This window comes from Thermoplasmata archaeon, assembly GCA_036395115.1.
Lineage (GTDB): Archaea > Thermoplasmatota > Thermoplasmata > RBG-16-68-12 > RBG-16-68-12 > RBG-16-68-12.
Genome location: DASWDU010000030.1, coordinates 1 through 14,621, shown reverse-complemented (window position 1 = coordinate 14,621; position 14,621 = coordinate 1). Strand labels below are relative to the sequence as shown.

The following is a 14,621-nucleotide window of genomic DNA, read 5'->3' as shown; positions in this document are numbered from 1 at the left end:
AAACGACCGGAACGGGATAAGAGTTGTGGAGCCGGGGGCGCAGTAGGCGGAAATACCCGGACGTTCCATCGCCCGCCCGTGAAAGTGTACGTGGAGGCGTACGGCTGCACGCAGAACTACGGCGAGGCCCGGCTCATGCAGGGGGCCCTCGCCGGGAGCGGCCACGCGATCACGGCCTCGGAGCGGGAGGCGGACGCCCACGTCCTCGTGACGTGCACGGTCGTCGAGACGACGGAGCGGAAGATGGTCCGTCGCATGACCGAACTCGCGGCCTACGGCAAGCCGCTCGTCGTGGCGGGCTGCATGGCCGCCGCGCAGCGGGACCTCGTGAGGTCGATCGTCCCGCGGGCGAAGCTCCTTCCGCCCCGGAAATGGCCGCAGATCGTCGAGTTGCTCGGGGCCGGGACCGCGTGCGGGGACCGTGCGGCGGAACTGGAGTCGATGGGCTTCGGGTGGCACGATGCGATCGTGCCGATCGCCCAGGGATGCATGGGCCGATGCACGTACTGCATCACGCGCGTGGCGAGGGGAACGGTGGCGTCCTACCCGGTCGAGGCGTTGGTGGACCAGGTCCGCCGGCACGTCGAGCGAGGCGTGCGGGAGATCAAACTGACGGGCCAGGACACGGCCGCCTTCGGACGCGACGCGGGGACGAACCTCGCCGTCCTGCTGAGAGCCATCGACGCGATCCCCGGCGCCTTCCGGGTGCGCGTGGGCATGGCCGACCCGCTGACCGTGCTCCCGATCGTCGACGACCTCGTCGAGGCATACGCGTCGGAGAAGGTCTTCAAGTTCCTCCATCTCCCGGTCCAGAGCGGCGACGACGACATCTTGGCGGCGATGCGACGCGAGTACACGGTGGCGCAGTTCGAGGAGATCGTCGCCGCGTTCCGCCGCGCGTATCCGGATATCACGCTTTCCACCGACATCATCGTCGGATTTCCCGGGGAGTCCGACGGCCAGTTCGAAGCGACGATGGACCTCGTGGACCGGGTGCGCCCGGACATCGTGAACGTCACGCGCTTCTCCGCGCGGGCTGGGACGCCGGCCGCGTCGATGCCCGGCCAGATCGTCGGATGGCGGGTGAAGGAACGGTCTCGGCGGCTCACGCGATGCCGCTTCCAAATCGCGCGGGAGATCCACGACCGATGGATCGGACGCGAGGTGCGCGTCCTCGTCACGGAGCCCGGAAAGGCGGGCACGGTCCTCGCCCGCACGCCGGAGTATCGGCAGGTCGTCCTGCGGGAGCCCACCCCGATCGGCGAGTTCCTGCGCGTCCGCATCGAATCGGCAACGGCGACGGATCTCGCGGGCCGTGTCCTCGGCGGAGACGGCTCGTTTCGTTGAGCGCTGATTCTCGGCCGCGATTCTAGGACCGCCGCCATTTTTCTCGGCGACCCTTCTCGCACGCGTCCCATGCGTCGCCTGGGACGGGCGACCGTCCTCGCCGCCATCCTGGTCATCGCGGGCCTCCTCCTGGTCGCGTCCCCGCCGTGGACCGGGTCCCCGGGCGGCCTCGATGGCGCCGTGACATTGCGCCTGGAGCGGTCCACCTTCTCGATCGGAGATGATGTCGCGTTCGCGGAACACAACGGACGCCGCGAGGCGATCTATCTACCGTGCGCGGACCCGTGGGTCGTGCACCGCAGCGTCGAGGGCGAGTGGTACCGCGTCGAGTATCACGAATGCGACGCGACGATCCGGGCCGTCGGCTCGGGGGACGTCTACGAGGGCGTATGGCGCAGCGGCGCGCCGCAGGCGGCGGGACTCGCGACCATCGAGCCCGGGTACTATCGGATCGACATGGTCGCGTACAGCTGTCCCGACGGTTTCGACAAGTGCCAGCGAATCATGACGTTCGCATTCTTCTGGCTCCGATGAGCGGCGCGGACCCGCGCGTTCGCTGAATACGCAATTGCCTTTATACGGCCGCACGAATCCTCGCTCGCAGCCCCGTGGTGTAGCGGTCAAGCATTCGGGTCTTTGGAACCCGCGACGGCAGTTCGAATCTGCCCGGGGCTATCCGATGAAGGCGCGCGCGCGCATCACGCTGACGTTCGACGACCCGAAGGCCGCCGAGGCCGTCGCGGCGTCGATCTCCCCCGACGACGAGGGGTACATCCGCACCACGCGACGCGGCCGGACGATCGCGGCGGACGCAAGCGCGGAGAGCGCGATGAGCCTCCTGCACACCCTTGACGACTACCTGGCGTGCGTCAGCGTCGCGGAGCGGACGGTGCGGGCGACACGCCCGCGCGGACGTGGGCGGCAACGCCGCGCCTGAAGGCGAGCATCTCTCGACGGTTCATCGTCGTCTGGGCGACCGCGCACAGTTCGTCGTCGGGCGAGACGACGAGCGCTTCGTCCCCGGGCCGCAGGGCCGGGTCCGCGTCGCGGACGAACTTCGCGAAGACGTTCTTGCCCTCCCGCAGGAACGGTACCGCGTCCGAATCGACGACGATCCGGAGGGCGGGGGGGTCGAACGCCTCGCGGAGCCGCATCGCCCCGGCCGACTTGAGCGTGAACAGGCCGTCCTCCGCGCGGAGCGAGAGCACGTGGACGCCATCGACGAGGACGTTGCGGACCTTCCCCGTGTTCTTCGAGACGACGTAGGAGACGGTCCCGCGGAGCAGTGCGTCGGCGGCGCCACGCCCGAACTGAAAGTCGGCGGTAGCTCGGACGCGAAGCCCGTTCCAGTCGACCGTGCGACTGCCGGGAGCCCGGGCCGCGATCGCCTCGAGGGTCACGTCCCCCTCCCAGAGCATCCCGAACGGATAGCCCGCCCCCGCGGCCCATTCGCGGAAGAACACCTCGGCGGCCTCGAGCGCCTCGACCTCGAGCGCTTCGGGGACGACGCACTGGGACATCGGCCAGACGTGGTCGAGCTCGAGCGGCACGGGACCCCAGATCGACTTCACGACGACGTGGACGTCCGCCTGCGCGAGGACCTGCGCGACGATACGGGCGTGGCGCTCCGCGAACGGACGGGGTCCCTCCGGCAAGACGAGCAGTCCCTTCGCCACCGGGCCAGCGTACCGCTCCGCGAGGCGCCGGCGGAACCGGTGCAGGATCGGACGGTGCGCGGTCTCCGTCCCGACGTAGTACAGGGCGCCGCGGCGGGAGGCCGGCTCGAACGTCTCCAGGAAGTCGTTGTGGCGGCGGAGTTCGCGCATCGCGTCGAGGAGAGCGGGATGGCTTCGGGCGCGTCGCTCGGCGAGCTCCCACAGGTCGCCGGCCGCGATCGCGCGTCGGGCCTCCCGGATCGCGCCGAAGCACACGTGCAGGTTGTGCTGCGCGAGGAGCGCCTCGCTGCCGGCGATCTCGCGAATCGGGTGGGCCGTGCACACGGGACAGAGGCAGCCGCTATCCCGGACATCGGACGCACGCCGCGTTCCGTCCGGGAAGAGCATGCGCCCGTCCCGGGCGTACTTCGCGTACGACGCGGAGTCGAACAGGTCGCATCCGAGGAGGATCGCGAGCGGGAAGACGAGCGGATGGCCCGCGCCGAAGAGGTGGACGGGCTTTGAGGGGTCGAGCCCCTTCTTTGACGCGACGATGATCCGAACGAGGTCGCGAAACCGATAAGCCTCGAGGAGCGGCACGACGCCGCCGATCGCGCCGACGGCGACATCGAGGGAGGAGACCGCCTGCGCGCATCGCTCCCGCAAGTCCGGGTGGAGGCCCCCTTGGACCACGCCGACGAGCGCCATCCCGCCCCGGAGCGATTCCGCTTCGCCCGCGCGGCGGATCGTCTCTTGGACGTCGGCTTCGGCGCGGGCATGGTCGTGGCCGGGCTCCGAGAACACGTCGAGCATCGTGCCGAGATCCGCACCGATCGACTTCTGGAACTCGACGATCGCCGGATTCGTGACATCGACGTCGCCGTACACGTGGGACTGGAACGCGCCGGAGTCCGTCATAATCGCCCGCGGGAAATCGAGGACCGCGTGGACGCCCTCCCGGAGGATCGCTTCCCGTCGCGGGCTCTTGCCCAGGATGTACGCGTTCGTGATGAGGATCTCCGCGCCGAACTGCGACGCGAGGTCGTGCGGCGAGACGACGGGCCGGTTCGGGTTCACGACGGGAACGAGGGCGGGCGTCGTTACGGGTCCGTGGGCCGTCTCCAGGACGCCGATGCGCGCGAGGCCGTCCCGCTCCCGCACCTCGAACACGCGCGTCCATCGGGCGGGCGCGAATAAGCCTTTTTCCGCGGTTTGTAATGTGACGCCGTCGGGACCTAACCATTCGGGGTTGGGCAGTACGGCGAGCCTGTAGCCAGTCGCCACTCGTGACGTCCCTCGATCCGGATTTTCACTTTCGGGCATCTCCTCCCCATAACCTGACGCCCACATCTTCCCTATGCGAGGGACGTGCTCGCCCACCGGGCCCTCGTCTTCCTGGTGAAATGGGAAGACTTCCGACTGAACTGGCTTCTGGCCGAGTTTCGCCTCCTTGTGAACGAATCGATACGGAGCGCCCTGCTGGGGAACCACCGATCCCGCGCTCGGCTCGCTCAGGCCGCGTACAAAGACCTTTCCGCGCGTCACGCGGTGTACAAGCAGTACATCCCCTCTGGGTTCGAGGTCGCTTTGGCCGTTCTGAAGGTGTATCGACGGCGAGTCAGGATGGGGAAGCGAACCACAACCCCGTATATGCGCCGCCTTATGCTGAAGGCGGAGAACCAGTCCTATTCCCTGGACCGAGAGACGGGACGCCTCCGCATCCCGATTCGCGGTACGGAAGGCGTCCAGCTCATCCTGCCCCTCTCCGAGTGGCACCGCTCGATCCTGAACGACCCGTCGTGGGGCCTTGGAAGCCTGACCGTAGTCCCCGGGAAGATCATCATTGTCGTGCGGAAGGAGGTGCGTAAGCCGTACGAGCCAGGAGCCGCAATTGCCCTCGACACGAATGAGGACTCCCTCGACGGCGTCATCGCAAGTGGCGACACCGCGGGGGCCGTGAGGGTGCCTTTGGCCGGCGTCCGTTGGGTCCAGGCGATCCATTTCCGTCGACGTCGGCGGCTCGCTCGGAAGAAGGCCTACGATTGCAGGGTCCAGCGAATTCTATTGGACCGTGAGGGACAGAGGGAGAGGAACCGCGTCCAACAGCGCCTGCATCGAGTCTCGAAAAATCTCGTGACGCTCGCGAAGGCGCGTCGTGCCGCAATCGTCCTCGAGGATCTCACGCTCCACGGCGCGGGAGGCCGATGCCGTCGGACGAACCGCCGCCTCTCCTCCTGGCCTCGTTCCGAGATTCACCGTCAGATCGAATACAAGGCCGCCCTCGCCGGCGTGCCGGTCATCAAAGTCAACCCTCAGTGGACCAGCAAGACCTGCCCAGTGTGTGGCGCCCGGCGCCGAGATAGGGTGGGCCAGGATTTTGTGTGCCTCGCGTGCGACTGGGAGATGGACCGGCAGATCAACGCAGGCATGAACATCCTGAAGACCGCCTTGGCCTCGAACGAGGCCTTGGCAAGGGCCGTACGGTTCCGGCCCGGTGCCCTCCGCGATGACGTCGTGAGTCCCCTCTACGACCTCCTCCGAGAAGGAGGAGACGCACGGGAGGAGCCGAGCGGAGTGGAGTCCCTAGCGGGGACGGCATGATACCCCCCCCGCAAGGGTCACAGAACCTCGGCGGTTCGCCCACCTCGTCGCAACGGCTATCCCCCGGAGGCGGGTCGCCACCCCGGATGCTGCGCCAGACGTTCGTCCACATCCCGGGAGTGGGATATCGGACGGAGGAGAGGTTGTGGCGGTCCGGGATCCGGACCTGGGACGACTTCACGAGCGGGCGGCGGCCGTCGCGCCTCTCCCAACGCCAGGCGGGTCGCATCGCCGACGAACTGGCGCGATCCGCCGACGCGCTCCGCCGAGGCCGCCACCGCTACTTCGCGCGGGCCCTCCCGCCGCGGGAGCATTGGCGCGCGTGGACGGAGTTCCGCAATCGGGTCGCGTTCCTCGACATCGAGACGACCGGCCTCTCGCTCGGACGGGACGCCGTGACCGTCGCCGGGGTGTATGACGGCCGCTGCCGGCAGACCTTCGTGCAGGGGGACAACTTGGAGGACCTGCCCGCGGCGTTGGAGCGGGCCCAGCTCCTCGTGACGTTCAACGGCCGCGGGTTCGACGCGCCGTTCTTGCGAAAGTCGTTCCCGCGGATGCGGCTCGACCAGATCCACGTGGACCTGATGCATCCGCTGCGCCGGCTCGGGTTCTTCGGGGGCCTCAAGCGAATCGAGCGGGAGATGGGCATCCTCCGGAGCGAAGAGACCTCGGGACTCGGCGGCTTCGATGCCGTCCGGCTCTGGCGCGCGTACGAGGCGGGGGACGACGATGCGCTCGAGCTGCTCATCCGCTACAACATGGAGGACGTCGTGAACCTCGAGCCGCTCGCGTCGTTCGCGTACGAGGCGTTGCGGACGCTCTGCCTGGATCGCGGCTTCGTCACGGCGGATCGTCTGGTCGCGCCGGATCCTGCCCGGGCGGACTTCCCGATCGCCCTCGCCTCGTTGCGTCCCGCGCGATGACGTCGTCGCGAATCGCTCGGGCGGTCAGGGCGCGCGCCCTCGAAACCGCCCCGCGGGATACTTCCGCTCGTCCTTCCGCAGCTTGTCGAGGACCGCCTCCGAGAGATCAAGATCGAGCGCGTTGGCGAGGCTGAGGCCGTAGATGATGACGTCTGCGAGCTCCTCGCCGACCGACGCGCGATCCTCGGCCGCCAGTCGGGCGGAGGCGTCCTGCCAAAGGAACGGTTCGACGAGTTCCGAGGCTTCGACAGACAGCGCGATGGCGAGGTCCTTCGGCGTGTGAAACGGCTCCCAATCCCGCGCGCGGACGAAGGCGCGCACGCGCTCCCGCAACTCCGCGACCGTCGTGGCGGCGTCGGCCATGGGGCCGCAACGCCCCGTGCGTACAAAGGCTTACGCGCCCGTCCCGGGGGCGTGGAGGTTGACGACTTCCTCCATGACCTCGCCCTCGAGGGCTCCGAGGCGACCCGGCGAGCCGAGCTCGACGCGGGCCGAGAGGCGACCGTCCTCCAGCGAGATGCGGACGGATTTCAGCCGGGACCGGAACAGCTGGAGACCTTTGCCGTTCCGCGAAGGCAGCTCGCGCTCGCAGAACATGAGCCCGAGACCCTCCAGGTCCTTAATCCGGCGGTAGCAGGCGGCGATCGGAATGCCGAACCGGCGGCTCAGCTCGATCGCAGAGACGGGACCCGAGGAGGTCCCCAGGAGGATCCGTGCGGAATATTCGTCCATGATCGTCTGGCTCACCCGAAGCGGTTGCATGGTTTTCAGTCCCCCTTCAACGAGAGGATGCGCCCGACGAGGCCCGTGACCTCGTCGGCCTCGAACGGCTTGTTGAGGTAGCCGACCGCGCCCCGACGGACGCTCTCGATCTCGGTGAAGCTGTCCCCGAACGCGGTCATCAGGACCGCCCGCAGGCCGGGTCGGGCCCGCCGGGCCGCATCGATCAGCTCGACGCCGTTCGGGCCCGGCATCCGGTAGTCGGTCAGGAGGAGGTCGACGCGCTCGCGGGCGAGGTGCTCCATCGCCTCGGGGGCGCTCGCCGCGGTGAGAACTCGGTACCCGACGACGTCGAAGAGTTCGGCGAGGTTCTCGCGCACGCCTTCGTCGTCGTCGACAATCAGGATGGCGCGGGAGACCGTCTTCCGCTCGGGTGGTAGCGTCACCATCATCCGTCTCGCCCGAAACGATGGAGGCCGTTGGATATATACGGGCCAGTTGACGGCGATTGACAAGCGCAACGGCTCCCGGTCCCGGGAGGTCCGACGCCCTCGTTCACGGTCCCGATAACACGACCGCAGGCGGGCGGCCTTCGGAGAGCGCGCGGACGATCCGCCAGGCGCGCTGGCCCGCGTCCGTCACCGCATACCGGCCCGCGTCGACCTTCTCGAGCAACCCATCCGTCTGGAGTTTGGACAGGTGGAAGGAGAGCTTCGAGGACGAGTCGACGAAGCTCTTCTTGAGGATCGCCGAGTACGCGGCGGGCCCGGAAACGAACACGAAGCCGACGACCGCCCGCCGAATCGGGTTGGCGAGCGACTCGAGCATGCCTTGCAGCGGCCCCGACGGGACGTCGACGGAGGCGTCCGCCGCGACGTCGGCGGCGAGGCCGGGATCGAGCCGTCCCACCACGAGCGTCCCGCCTTTCGCGGCGCACTTGCCGCTCACGTGGCGGATCCATGCGAGCACATCGGCCCGGCCGTGGGTCGCCTCGAGCATCGCGAGGTCCGCGGCGTAGACGACCGGCCGTTCCGCGCCGCGCACGTGCTCCTCGATCGCGACGTTCAGGTGGTACAGCTGCCGCGGCGCGAAGACGCTCGGCGGACGGCCTTCCTCCTCGATCCGGAGGACGCGCGCCGCACCCCGGGGCGCAGTGCCGGACGGGCCGAGGACGGCGAGCAAGGCGCCGCGTCCCGCGGCCTCGGAGAGGATCGGGACGGGGTCCGGTCCGGCCGAGGAGCCGCTCAAAGTCTCCCGGGCGGCTCGCTCCTCTTGGACGGCCTTCAGGGTGCGCCGGAGCGTCTCGACGTCATACGGCTTCTCGACGAAATCGACCGCGCCCGCCTTCATCGCCTCGACGGCGGCATCGATTGTACCTTGACCGCTGATCATCACGGCGGCCGCCCGAGGCTGGGACGCACGGAGGCGGTGCAAGACCTCGAGGCCCGACGCCTTCGGCATCCGGAGATCCAGGAGCGCCACGTCGAGCGCCTCGCGGTCGACGAGCCGGAGCGCCTCGCCGCCGTCCGACGCCGCGAGGACTTGATGGCCGTCCTCCTGGAGGAGCTCGCGAAGCTCGGATCGGAGCGTGGCGTCGTCGTCCGCCACGAGGATCTTCATGGAGCGTCCCTCCGGGGGATCGAGCCCATCCCCGCGGCCGGTATAAAGGCCTGCCGGACCGAGTCGCGCGGGTGTGACGACCGCCGCAGCGACGTCCCGGATCGGCCCGACGTCGGGATCGCGTTCACGCCGGCCCCGTGACCGCGCGCGTGACCTCGAATCCGCCGTCCTCGAAGGACATGGCGAATGCGCCCGGATCGTGCTTCGTCGACCGCATCTTCGTCACGCGCAGCCGACGCTGCACGAACAGGTCCGAGGTCGGGTGCATCTCGAGCTGCACGATGCCGTCCGCGAGGTATGCCTCCGACGGCGCGTGCGACGTTGGGCCGAGGTCCACGGGCTTCTCGGAGATGAGGAGCGTCAAGGGGCCGAGGTCACGCAGCCACTCGAACAGGAAGTACAGGTCGGCCCGAGGATCCTGCATCTTCGCCATCGTCTCGAGGACGTCGAGCGAGTCGACGACGAGGATCGAGATCCGGTCCGCTTTCATGACGTTGTTGCAGTACATCTTGAACAGCTCGAGCCACGTGCCGCGGCCCTGGAGGTAGTTCAGATTCTTGCGGATGTTCCCCATGTCGAGAATCGTCAGATGCTCCCAGGCCTTCGGATCCGCCATCCCGAGGGACGCCATGTGCTCGAGCGTGATGCCTTTCGACTGCTCGAGCGTGAAGTACGCGGACTTCCGGTTCTCTTGCAGGGCGTTCTGGTAGAGGACCGCGAACGCGAGGGACGACTTCATCGTGCCCGGCGCACCGCTCAGGAGGACGATGTAGCCCTCCGGGATCCCGCCCGCGAGGATGTCGTCGAAGCCCCGCACGTAGGTCTTGACGCGTTTCCGGTCCGTCGGATCGCTCCGGGCGGGACGAATGCGCGGACCGACCTAAGCCTTTCTCCTTGAAAATCAACGCGCATCACGCGCACAGTCATGCGCACAATATTCAAATAGACTCGGCCCGCTCGGCTCCGCGTTGGCGGACGCATTCGCCGCGGTCGTCGCGACGCTCCGCGTGATCGGCGCCCTCGTGCTCCTGTTCTTCCTCCCGGGTTGGCTGCTCATCAACGCCCTCTATCCGCGCAAGGGCGAGCTCGACCGGGAGTACGACGCCCTGTACCGGCTCACGCTGGGCATCGTCCTCTCGATCGCGGTGACGGTGTTCTGGTCGTTCTTCCTGAACTCGCTCGGCGTGAACCCGACGACGGGCTTCGGCGACGTGAACGCGCCGAACATCGCAGGCGGCCTGCTCGGTCTGTCCGCGCTCTTCTTCGCCCTGGGTTGGTGGCGCGGCGCGTACCCGTCGATGGCGCGCGTCCATCCGGCCCTCGCTCGCGTCCCGAAGCCGGGGCCGGGGGAACTGCTCACGGAGGAGGAACGCGACCACCGTGTCCGACTCAAGCTGCAGGGCCTCGCGGAGCGGCGCGAGGCATTGCGTCGCGCGATCAAGGACGCGGAACGGCGGATGCGCCTGCAGTCGGCGGACGCCCGCACGCACTACGAGGAGAGGCGGGAGCGCTCGCGCGCGGAACTGAAGCAGGTCGAGGCGCAGCTGAAAGAACTCGAGGAAGAGCGCGCCGCGGAGCTCTATTAGATGAACTACAAGCTCGTCGTCGCGGTGCGGTCGGACCTGGAGCTCTCCCCGGGCAAGCTCGCGGTGCAGGTGGCCCATGCGGCGATCATGGCGGCGCTCGACGCAAAGGCGAAGCGTCGGAAGTGGTTCTCCGAATGGTACGCCGAAGGCCAGAAGAAGGTCGTCGTCCGCGGCGGGACGCTGCACGACCTGCACGCGCTCCGCGCGAAAGCGCGGTCGTTGCGGCTCTCGACGGCGCTCGTCGAGGACGCCGGCCTGACGGAGCTGCCTCCCGGCACGGTGACGTGCCTCGGCATCGGGCCGGGCCCGAACTCGATCGTCGACCAGGTCACGGGCCACCTCAAGCTGATGTAGGATGGTTCCGTCGCGCTCGCTGAAATGCAATACAGTCTCCATCGAGCTCGACTCACTGCGTTCGGCTCATCTCCGGACCCCCTTTGGGGGAGGGAGGAGAATGGTCACGTGGAACCTGACAACCCTCCAGACTCGCAAGCGCTCGTGTAATACTCAGGCCAAGGCTTAGCAAATACCGGGGGAGGTGAGTGAATATACTCCCCGAACCCCATTCGGCCAGTAGATGAAATCGAAGTCCCGGTTCCTCGGGATCGACGACGCTCCGTTCCGGTTCTCGGACGAGTCCGTGCCCGTCGTCGGCGTCGTCGTGCAGGCGCCCGCGTACATCGAGGGCGTCCTGACGACGCTCGCGGAGGTCGACGGCCACGACGCGACGGACCGCATTGCCACGATGATCCGCGCGTCGCGCTACCGGCCGGGGCTGGCGATGGTCCTCATCGACGGGACCGCGGTCGGCGGGTTCAACGTCATCGACGTGGACGCCTTGCGTGCGTCCATTGAGCGGCCCGTGGTGACGGTCACCCGCCGGAAGCCGGACCTCGCCGCGATGGAGACCGCCCTGCGTCGGCGGTTCGACGACTGGGAGGAACGATTGCACGTGATCCGGCGACATGGCGTCGAATCGATCCGGACGACGCACGGATCGCTTTGGATCACGTACGCCGGCACGACGAGCGTGGAGGTCCGAGAGGCCGTCCGCCTCACGACGGTCCGCGGGGTCTTGCCCGAGCCGCTCCGAGTCGCCCACCTGGTGGCGGCGGGAATCGTGCGCGGCGAGTCTCGCGGGCGCGCCTGATCCGTCCGCCGCGACGGCTCATTTGATCGGGAACCGAAGGAGGGCCGCGATCCCTCCGAGGCCCTCGAGCTTCTGGCCGGCCTCGTGGTGGCGGCTCACCAGGACGACGGTCCCCCGCGCGGACTCGACGGCTCGCATGAGGTCCTCGATCCCCGGGTCGCGGACGACCGCATCGCTGACGAGAAGCGTCTCGACCGCGCCGGCATCCCCTGCCTCGGAAACCTCCGCGACGCCGTAAGCGCACGGCCGGTCCGTCGCGATGGCCTCGAGGAGCTTCTCGACCAGCTGCGTCTCGTAGCCTACCCGGGTCTCCCCGAACACCTTCGCTCCGACCCCGGACCGCAGGGCCTCCTGGATCCCCTGCATGCCCGCGTGGGCGGTGCCGTGTGTGTGCACCTTCGAGGCGACCGCGGCGTCCCGCGCCTTCACGTACTCGACGAAGGCGTCCCGCGTGAAGCCCGGCCCCACCACGACGAGCGCCTCCCCCAGGTCGGTCGCCCGGAGCTTCCCGAGGATCTCGTCGAAGAAGCCGGAGGCGGCATCGCCGGACGGGAACATCTTCCCATGGCCCGGTGCTCGGATCGTCGCGAGCTCCCGCACCCCGTACTGGCGGAGGTGCGCCAGCAGGGCCTCCTCGTCGTCGAGCGACAGGAACGAGACGAGCGGCTTCTGCGCCGCCGCGACGGCCTCCTCGATCCGCTGCAACTCGTGCGGCTTCCACGTCTTGATGACCGAGAGGACGTCGTCCACGGCGACGTTCAGCGTGTGGTGCCGGCCGAGATCCTGCGGCCCTTCGACGATGACGCCCGTAATCCGGAGTCGGTCGGAGAACGCCTGGAACTCCACGCCTTCCACGCGGATCGTGAGCGTGACGCGCACCTTCTCGCCACGCTCCGGCCGGACCTTGTCCGCCTTCACGTCCTCGCGGCGGTACGTCGAGGCGCGCACGTGGTCCCCGGGGAGGACGAGATTGTGGAGGTGCCACAGATCGTCCGCGTTCTCCACCCGGATCTTGATCTCCCCGGTCTTCGGGTCGCGGTGGAGGACGCGCATGGGTCCGCGGGCCATGGAACGGGACCGTATTTCTCGATATCGACCGAACCGGAGGAGTCCGCCTGCCCCTCGCCGTTAACATGTTAACGGGAGCTCCTCGGGGACGCGGTGGCCTCCGACGGCGTGTCGCCGAATACTTTCTCACACCCCTCCGAAAGGCTATAATATGACTTTTGTATATACAAATGGACATGGTTTCAACCGACGGCCAACCGGAGATGCTGCTTTCCTACGATGTGCCCGCGACCGCGCGCTCCGCGGCCGTGAAGGTCTGCCATCTCATATTCGGCCGATCGGACTCACCGTACGACAGGCCCGTCCCGTATCTGCACCGCCGCGGCGTCGTGTGGGTTGGGCAGTCCGTCTTCCTCCTGCCTCTCGACGAGGCAGTGTCGATGGCCCGAGACCTCGAGGCGCTGGGAGCCCGGGTCCGAATGGCCCGCGTGCGGATCGAGGCGGGCGAAGTGGGCCGCCTTCGGAAGCGCTAGCGGCGGATGCTCGTTAACATGTTAACGAACGTCGGATGCCCGCTCACTTTATGACGCCGTAGCCGATGAGCCGCCACTTCCCGCCGATCCGGCGGGAGACGGCGACGCGCTGGCCGTTCTCTGCGACGACGGGGATCTTGAGCGCCATGTCGGCCAGGTTCTCCCGCGCCGACGTCACGACGCCGACCGTCGTTGCGGTGCCGACGGAAACCATGAGCGGTTCCGACGTCTTGATCCCCTCGACCTTCAGCTCCTCCGGCACGCCGACGACCCGCTCGAGCAGGTTGACCTCGACGGACATCTTCATCACGATCTCGGGCAGGCTGCCGGGCGGCCCGACGACGCGCCCGACGAGGCCGTCCGATTTCGTGAGCACGGGGTCGAGGTTCGTGCCAATCGCGATAAGGCCGCCCGGCCGGACGTCCTTCCTGGCGGCGCCCCCGGTATGCAAGGACCGGATGCTCGTCGTGATGTTCTTCCACTCCGTCTTGTTCCCGATCGTCACCTGGCGCCCCGGCGAGATCTCGATCTCCTCGCCGACCTTCATGTGGCCCTGCATCAGGCTGCCCCCGAGCACGCCGCCGACGATCTTCTCCGGCGCGATCCCCGGCTGGTTCACGTCGAACGAGCGCGCAACGTACATCTTGGCGGACTTCGATTCCTCGTGCGGCTTCGTCGGGATGACTCTCTGGATCATCATCAGCAGGACGTCCAGGTTGACGTCGTGATGGGCACTGACGGGGACGATCGGGGCGCCCTCCGCGACCGTGCCTTTGATGAACGCCTGGATCTGCCGGTAGTTCTCGTCCGCCTGTTTCGGGTCGACGATGTCGATCTTGTTCTGGACGATCACGATCTTGTCGACGCCAATGATGCCCAGCGCCATCAGATGCTCCTTCGTCTGCGGCTGCGGGCATTCCTCGTTCGCCGCGATCACCAGGAGGGCGCCGTCCATGATCGCCGCGCCGCTGAGCATCGTCGCCATGAGCGTCTCGTGGCCCGGCGAGTCGACGAACGACACGATCCGCTGGAGCTCGCCCTTCACGTTGTGGGTCTTGCAGATCTCCGTGTTCTGGTAGCTCGCCGGCTCGTCGTCCTTCGGACACTTGTAGATCGCCATGTCCGCGTAGCCCAGGCGGATCGAGATGCCGCGCTTGATCTCTTCCGAGTGGCGGTCCGTCCGCTCGCCCGTGAGCCGCTCCGTCAGGGTCGACTTCCCATGGTCCACGTGCCCGACGACGCCGATGTTGACCTCCGGCTGGCCCGGGACCTTCATCGCGCCTGCTCCTGCCACGCGTCCTCGATCGACTTCGGGCCGCGCTGGACGATCCGCAGATTGAGCTGCAGGATGTCCGGGCTCACCGTGTTCCCGCGGACCGTCTTCTTCTTGCGCTTGCCGGGGCGGTCCGGGTGGTACCCCACGCCACCGCTGAGGAGGAGCCGCTTCCGCCGGGGCCCGGGCAGGTCGGACCGCATCG

The 14,621-nt window shown here is 68.1% G+C and carries 18 protein-coding genes and 1 tRNA gene; 10 read left to right on the top strand and 9 right to left on the bottom strand.

The features are described 5' to 3' along the window. The first annotated feature begins 78 nt into the window (after positions 1-78). From VF992_06805 to VF992_06790, 4 genes are all read left to right on the top strand, one after another. Positions 79-1,347: a tRNA (N(6)-L-threonylcarbamoyladenosine(37)-C(2))-methylthiotransferase gene (locus tag VF992_06805; GenBank protein ID HEX9340861.1), complete on the top strand. Its 1,269-nt coding sequence runs from the start codon at positions 79-81 to the stop codon at positions 1,345-1,347. 69 nt (positions 1,348-1,416) lie between these two features. After that, the gene (locus tag VF992_06800) at positions 1,417-1,881 is read left to right on the top strand and encodes a hypothetical protein (protein ID HEX9340860.1); all 465 of its coding nucleotides are present in this window, start codon (positions 1,417-1,419) and stop codon (positions 1,879-1,881) included. 68 nt (positions 1,882-1,949) lie between these two features. Next, positions 1,950-2,022 (top strand) — tRNA-Gln (locus tag VF992_06795). A 4-nt stretch (positions 2,023-2,026) separates the two neighbouring features. Beyond that, entirely contained in the window at positions 2,027-2,284 is a 258-nt protein-coding gene (locus VF992_06790; GenBank protein ID HEX9340859.1) for a KEOPS complex subunit Pcc1, read from the top strand. Here the strand turns inward: VF992_06790 and tgtA are convergent. Continuing rightward, on the bottom strand, positions 2,217-4,172 hold the full coding sequence (tgtA, locus tag VF992_06785) for a tRNA guanosine(15) transglycosylase TgtA (GenBank protein HEX9340858.1): 1,956 nt from the start codon (positions 4,170-4,172) through the stop codon (positions 2,217-2,219). The two genes, VF992_06790 and tgtA, sit on opposite strands and share 68 nt — an antisense overlap. 198 nt (positions 4,173-4,370) lie before the next feature. On the opposite strand from tgtA, the gene VF992_06780 reads away from it, so the two are divergent. Continuing rightward, the gene (locus VF992_06780) at positions 4,371-5,603 is read left to right on the top strand and encodes a transposase (GenBank protein ID HEX9340857.1); all 1,233 of its coding nucleotides are present in this window, start codon (positions 4,371-4,373) and stop codon (positions 5,601-5,603) included. An 86-nt stretch (positions 5,604-5,689) separates the two neighbouring features. Next, positions 5,690-6,526 (top strand): ribonuclease H-like domain-containing protein, encoded by an 837-nt coding sequence (locus VF992_06775; GenBank protein HEX9340856.1) that lies wholly within the window; start codon positions 5,690-5,692, stop codon positions 6,524-6,526. 24 nt (positions 6,527-6,550) lie between these two features. Here VF992_06775 and VF992_06770 read toward each other — a convergent pair whose 3' ends face one another. The 5 genes from VF992_06770 to VF992_06750 all read right to left on the bottom strand — a co-directional run bounded on the left by VF992_06770 (position 6,551) and on the right by VF992_06750 (position 9,683). Next, on the bottom strand, positions 6,551-6,889 hold the full coding sequence (locus tag VF992_06770; GenBank protein HEX9340855.1) for a nucleotide pyrophosphohydrolase: 339 nt from the start codon (positions 6,887-6,889) through the stop codon (positions 6,551-6,553). A 30-nt stretch (positions 6,890-6,919) separates the two neighbouring features. Continuing rightward, on the bottom strand, positions 6,920-7,288 hold the full coding sequence (locus tag VF992_06765) for a hypothetical protein (protein HEX9340854.1): 369 nt from the start codon (positions 7,286-7,288) through the stop codon (positions 6,920-6,922). Positions 7,289-7,293: 5 nt separating this feature from the next. Beyond that, positions 7,294-7,698 carry a response regulator gene (locus VF992_06760; GenBank protein HEX9340853.1) on the bottom strand — a complete coding sequence of 135 codons (405 nt, stop codon included), beginning with the start codon at positions 7,696-7,698 and terminating at the stop codon, positions 7,294-7,296. Positions 7,699-7,801: 103 nt separating this feature from the next. Continuing rightward, positions 7,802-8,866 (bottom strand): response regulator, encoded by a 1,065-nt coding sequence (locus VF992_06755; GenBank protein ID HEX9340852.1) that lies wholly within the window; start codon positions 8,864-8,866, stop codon positions 7,802-7,804. Between the two features lie 124 nt (positions 8,867-8,990). Continuing rightward, positions 8,991-9,683 carry an ATPase domain-containing protein gene (locus VF992_06750; protein HEX9340851.1) on the bottom strand — a complete coding sequence of 231 codons (693 nt, stop codon included), beginning with the start codon at positions 9,681-9,683 and terminating at the stop codon, positions 8,991-8,993. Between the two features lie 151 nt (positions 9,684-9,834). On the opposite strand from VF992_06750, the gene VF992_06745 reads away from it, so the two are divergent. From VF992_06745 to VF992_06735, 3 genes are all read left to right on the top strand, one after another. Continuing rightward, positions 9,835-10,452: a DUF1616 domain-containing protein gene (locus VF992_06745; protein HEX9340850.1), complete on the top strand. Its 618-nt coding sequence runs from the start codon at positions 9,835-9,837 to the stop codon at positions 10,450-10,452. Further along, entirely contained in the window at positions 10,453-10,806 is a 354-nt protein-coding gene (gene pth2 / locus VF992_06740) for a peptidyl-tRNA hydrolase Pth2 (protein ID HEX9340849.1), read from the top strand. It begins immediately after the preceding gene. A 223-nt stretch (positions 10,807-11,029) separates the two neighbouring features. Continuing rightward, a complete protein-coding gene (locus VF992_06735) occupies positions 11,030-11,602 on the top strand; it encodes a DUF99 family protein (protein HEX9340848.1) in 573 nt (190 codons plus the stop codon). Positions 11,603-11,620: 18 nt separating this feature from the next. On the opposite strand, the gene VF992_06730 is transcribed toward VF992_06735, so the two are convergent. Further along, entirely contained in the window at positions 11,621-12,670 is a 1,050-nt protein-coding gene (locus tag VF992_06730; GenBank protein HEX9340847.1) for an mRNA surveillance protein pelota, read from the bottom strand. 176 nt (positions 12,671-12,846) lie between these two features. Between VF992_06730 and VF992_06725 the strand changes: the two genes are divergently transcribed. After that, the gene (locus tag VF992_06725) at positions 12,847-13,143 is read left to right on the top strand and encodes a hypothetical protein (protein HEX9340846.1); all 297 of its coding nucleotides are present in this window, start codon (positions 12,847-12,849) and stop codon (positions 13,141-13,143) included. Positions 13,144-13,186: 43 nt separating this feature from the next. On the opposite strand, the gene VF992_06720 is transcribed toward VF992_06725, so the two are convergent. Then, entirely contained in the window at positions 13,187-14,419 is a 1,233-nt protein-coding gene (locus tag VF992_06720; protein ID HEX9340845.1) for a translation initiation factor IF-2 subunit gamma, read from the bottom strand. Next, a partial coding sequence (locus VF992_06715) for a S6e family ribosomal protein (GenBank protein ID HEX9340844.1) occupies positions 14,416-14,621 on the bottom strand: 206 nt, incomplete at its 5' end. The genes VF992_06720 and VF992_06715, both read right to left, overlap by 4 nt.